Annotated in this window: 4 protein-coding genes; 1 reads left to right on the top strand and 3 read right to left on the bottom strand. The window is 32.4% G+C overall.

All coding sequences use genetic code 11. The annotated features are described in order from the left end of the window. Nucleotides 1–670: 670 nt before the first annotated feature. The 3 genes from PXC01_RS18330 to PXC01_RS18320 form a co-directional block, all read right to left on the bottom strand. Nucleotides 671–1,420, bottom strand: coding sequence for a hypothetical protein (locus PXC01_RS18330; protein ID WP_276473719.1), 750 nt, complete (start codon nt 1,418–1,420; stop codon nt 671–673). A 161-nt stretch (nt 1,421–1,581) separates the two neighbouring features. Then, a complete protein-coding gene (locus PXC01_RS18325; protein WP_276473718.1) occupies nt 1,582–2,442 on the bottom strand; it encodes a hypothetical protein in 861 nt (286 codons plus the stop codon). Nucleotides 2,443–2,445: 3 nt separating this feature from the next. Then, nucleotides 2,446–2,631, bottom strand: a complete 186-nt coding sequence (locus PXC01_RS18320) for a hypothetical protein (protein ID WP_276473717.1) — start codon at nt 2,629–2,631, stop codon at nt 2,446–2,448. 797 nt (nt 2,632–3,428) lie between these two features. On the opposite strand from PXC01_RS18320, the gene PXC01_RS18315 reads away from it, so the two are divergent. After that, nucleotides 3,429–3,824 (top strand): hypothetical protein, encoded by a 396-nt coding sequence (locus PXC01_RS18315; RefSeq protein WP_276473716.1) that lies wholly within the window; start codon nt 3,429–3,431, stop codon nt 3,822–3,824. The last annotated feature ends 537 nt before the right edge of the window (nt 3,825–4,361 follow it).

The raw sequence follows: 4,361 nt of genomic DNA, 5'->3' as shown, positions 1-4,361 counted from the left end.
AATCCAACAGATTTAGCGACCTTATAAATATAGCCAAACCATTTTATAAAACCCCAAGCCACGCATTACTTATAGGTATTGTTAGCGGTATTAAGCGGCGCAGACCAAACCCCCATGCGCAAGCCAAACGGACAATACCCGTAGTTTTGCCGCTTTTTCAGTCCGACGACATTCATTGGCGGACATAAACACAGTTTGGTCAACTTAAGAAACCTAAACAAAGCATGACGAGCCATAGATCCGTCCGCATAACGATTGCGTAGAGATTGCGTGCTGGCGGCAAAAGGAAATACCCCGAAAGCTGCTTTTTTTTAGCCCGAGCCACAAGAATTTGACTTACTTAAAATTCAAGAACCGTAGATTTTTTTGCTTTTCAGATAAACGTTACTACTTACGAACTGATAAGAAAATATAGAGTAAAAAGTAAAAAATGGGAAAGCCCCGTAGCTGCTCTAATTTATTAATAGCTTATTGCCGCTAACGTTTAGTATAAGAAACGTAGGGCACGTGACAAGCACTTCGTTTCGGTTTATTACTTAGCTAAATATAAATATTTTGCTTTTATCTATCTTACTGTTAACGTCAAATTTTATATTTGGCGGACTTTGTAAATAGACACATAGCTTTAGAGTTAACATTGAAGCCCTATGTTTTTTATACATTGTTGTGGTTAGTTATTTAATCTATTCATTAATTTTTGCCAAAAAGACAATTTTTTTTCTGCTTGAATTAATTTCTCAACATTATCAGATTCATTTTTAGAATTATCAGTTGTAGGTATTTTATTTTCAAGTTCTTTTCTGACGGGTAAGTCAACTTTTCTATCATAGTATTTAACTTTAAATTTTTGAAAAGTTATGGATTCATCGAAAATGTCTTTTCCATAAAAGTTAAATAATACATCTTCAGTCAGTTCTGTACCTATTTCGTGAATTTCATATTCTTTTCCGTTGTAAGGGATTTTACCATTCTCATTTATTGTTTTTAATAAAACTTCTTCATCTTGTAACTCTCCATAATCACCTTCAAAAGCAAGTCCTTCATAATTCCCCATTAAATGTCGATGTTCTCTGTTTTCGTTAGAAAATTTAGAAAAGAGTGAATAACCAAACCCATTAATCGAACTTATTAGAGTGAGAGATAACATTCTTTCTGTATTATTCCAGAATCTATCCAAAGGATGACTATAATTTTTTCTTGAATATCCACCATGAATAAAATATGTAGGAATTTCATAATGTTTTATTAAGATGTGTCCATCTTGAATCGCAATTCCAATTTCGTCTTCTTCAATATTTTTAGAAAATAAATCTATTGAACCTGTTTTTTCTAAAATCTCAAAATTCATTTCGTGCAACAAATCTTCCATGTTACCAGAATAATTTTCTCTGGAGATAACTAAATCTATACTCAGTCCCATTTTTTATTTTTTTTAAAATTAACCACAACGTGTTTGTATAAGATTAGTTGCGTGTTTTGAATACCCAATTTAGCAAATACAAACCGAATAGAAAATCCGGGAGGATTTTCGTAAGTATGCCCGCACTAGCAATTAATTTTATACGGTGTTAGGTGCAGTACTTATATTAGATTTATATACGCTCTAATATTTCTTCCATCATATTTTTCAATGTAGACAGGAAATATTCCATCTCCAAATGCTGTATTTAAAGATACTCCTGCGCAGTCTCCTCCTTTTGAGTATTGAAGTTCTCCATAACCATTTTCGTTCATAGTTGCATAGCAAGAACCTGCAAAAGAATAATTTAAATCTCTTTCTATTTTTACTGGAACAAATCTCTTAGATTCTACTAATTGATTTACAGTTTTATCAAATCCAGTAATTATATTTTCATAGTTATTGAAGTCTTTTTGATATTGATATATGTGTTGTGTTTCTATATCTTTATATATTCTTAAATCTTCAAATTTTTCTTTTTGCCAATCTTCGTCAATAAATATTGGGTCAGTTATTAATAATTGTCCACTTGCAACATTAACATAACCAGCTTTTTCTACTTCCATTTTGCCATCACGTTCAAAAAGGTATTCTTCGAAATCTTCTCCAACAAAAGACAACGAAGTTTGCATTTCTTTAGCTTTTTCTAACTCGGATTTAAGAATTTCTAATTCCGCACTTTTTCGTGAATGCTCATCTTCGTGATAATCTTTATCAGAACTCAACCTTTCGATTTCATCTTCTCGAATTTTTATTCTTTGATTTAAAGCATTTTCCATAAATTCAGGCGTTTTTCTCTCCAATTCTGATACTCGGTCTTTCCAAAGATTAAGATTTTTTTCAACTATTTTAACTTGCTCATCTTTTGCTGAAATACTCGCTTTTAAATTCAGAATATATGCTCTATAAATCCAACCTGCTGCTCCAAGAGCAAAAGCATTAATTATTAATTGAATCCATTTAATATAATCTTCTGGGTTCATAGTTTATTCGTTTTTTTGTATTGCACCTAACGGTTTAGCTATAAACAGTACGGGAGCAAACTGGCGTTTGCTTTCCGCCACGCACATAGCGAAATCTTTTTGTTTTGATTTATTTTTTCCTGTCCAGAGCAAAATCCCAAAGATTTTGCGGACATCATAAAAATACGTAAACCTTGCGACTAAGCCCAAAGCCCGTATTGTTTATAGGTTGTGTTGGCATTCGTTATTTTATTTATCCCAGAGGAACATAAACAATATAAAAGAGAAAATGGGAAAGATAAAACCTATAGATACAATTAAATTAGAGCTTAGATGTTTAAATACATTTTTATTGTTCAAAATAATTAATCTAATTTCCATAAATAGGAACAAAATGTAAATCCAAAAATATATAGCAATTAAGAAGTACATTCCAAGATGTTGAATTCCGTCTGTTAACATGAATAATCCAAATATTAGAGCGCCAATTAAATTAATAATTCTTAAATATTTTGGAGCTCTAATTTTTTTTGAACTTTCCATATTTTAATTACCTATGAATATTTATTTCAACCATTCTTGCCATTTGCTTTACTCGATTTTCATAATGAATGCCAACGCCCGAGCTATGAGTAGTGCGGGAGCAGAGAAGCAATTCCCATTCCGCCACAACGCTTAGCAAAAGCTTTTTGTTTTGATTTATTTTTTGTCCTAAGCAAAATCCCAAAGATTTTGCGACATTCTAAAAATACGCAAACCATTCGGTTAAACAACTTAGCCCGCATTATTTATAGGTTTTGTTGCCATTAGTAGTGAAACATAACAGTAAGCACAGGCTCTTTACGCAGCTTAGAAAACGATTAGAAACCGATTCAATTTCGATTGCGCAACGATTCCGCAGATTGGAACCTTTGTAGCACGTAAATCCATAAACATAATCAAGCTAAAAAGTCCACCAACATAACAGTTGCACTTAACTTGGTATAATTTTTGAATTATGAGTTTTCATGAGACAAATAATCGTATTCTTTCTTGTTGTTTTTAGCCTTTCTGTTTCTGCTCAGGAAGAGGAAATAAAATATCTTGATATCATTGGTTGTTGGACAAAATCTTTAATTCCAAACGAAAACAAAGATTTGAATATTTACAGTAGATGTGATACTGGCAATGGTTCAATAATAATGGATTTTAGAGAAAGTGGTGTATATCGGGTTTACTCAAGAAATCTAAATACACCAAGTCGATGCGGAAATTATATTACCAAAAGAATTGACCATTGGGGAAAATATGAGTATGACAGCGAAAAGCAAACTATAGATGTTTATTCCTACGGTGGTGAATTTGAATATACTTGGGAATTACTTGAAGTTGAAAACGGTAAAATTGGACTTATAAAAAGCTAAGTACAAGATAGTGTTTGAGTAAAGTCCATCTGCGTAATATTATTCAAAACGGCACCTCTTTTTTACGATTAATTTTCGCTTTAAATAATTTTTCGAGCTATTAATGGCAACGGTTTGGCTCGTATGTTTGATTTTCAGTTTGAATATACTATTAATTATATAAATAAGGAGAGAGATTAAGAGGTTGAGCTAGATACAAGTTCCTTGATATCGTTTCATAGATTGACAAATCTTCTTAAGCTACTACTTTTATAAAAGTAGTAGCTTGGATATTAACAACAGCTAAAATAGAAGGGACAGAGAGGTCTCGGCTAGATACACTTTAGGGTGATATCGTTTCATAGAAATCCCGCCCTTCTATAATTTTCTTGGAATCCGGACAGTACCTAGGTCCTTTGGATAGAGACCGAATCAAATGCGAGCAAGGATGATAAAGGGAATTATAGCTTAAAAACCGAAGAAATGGAAAAGCGTTTAAAACAGAGTCTTGGTATCGATGTTTCCAAATCGAACCTGTCATTGTCACTAGGGTTTCTA

This window comes from Maribacter huludaoensis (genome assembly GCF_029350945.1).
GTDB lineage: Bacteria > Bacteroidota > Bacteroidia > Flavobacteriales > Flavobacteriaceae > Maribacter > Maribacter huludaoensis.
Note: the sequence above shows the minus strand (reverse complement) of the source record. Positions and strands in the feature narration are given on the sequence as shown.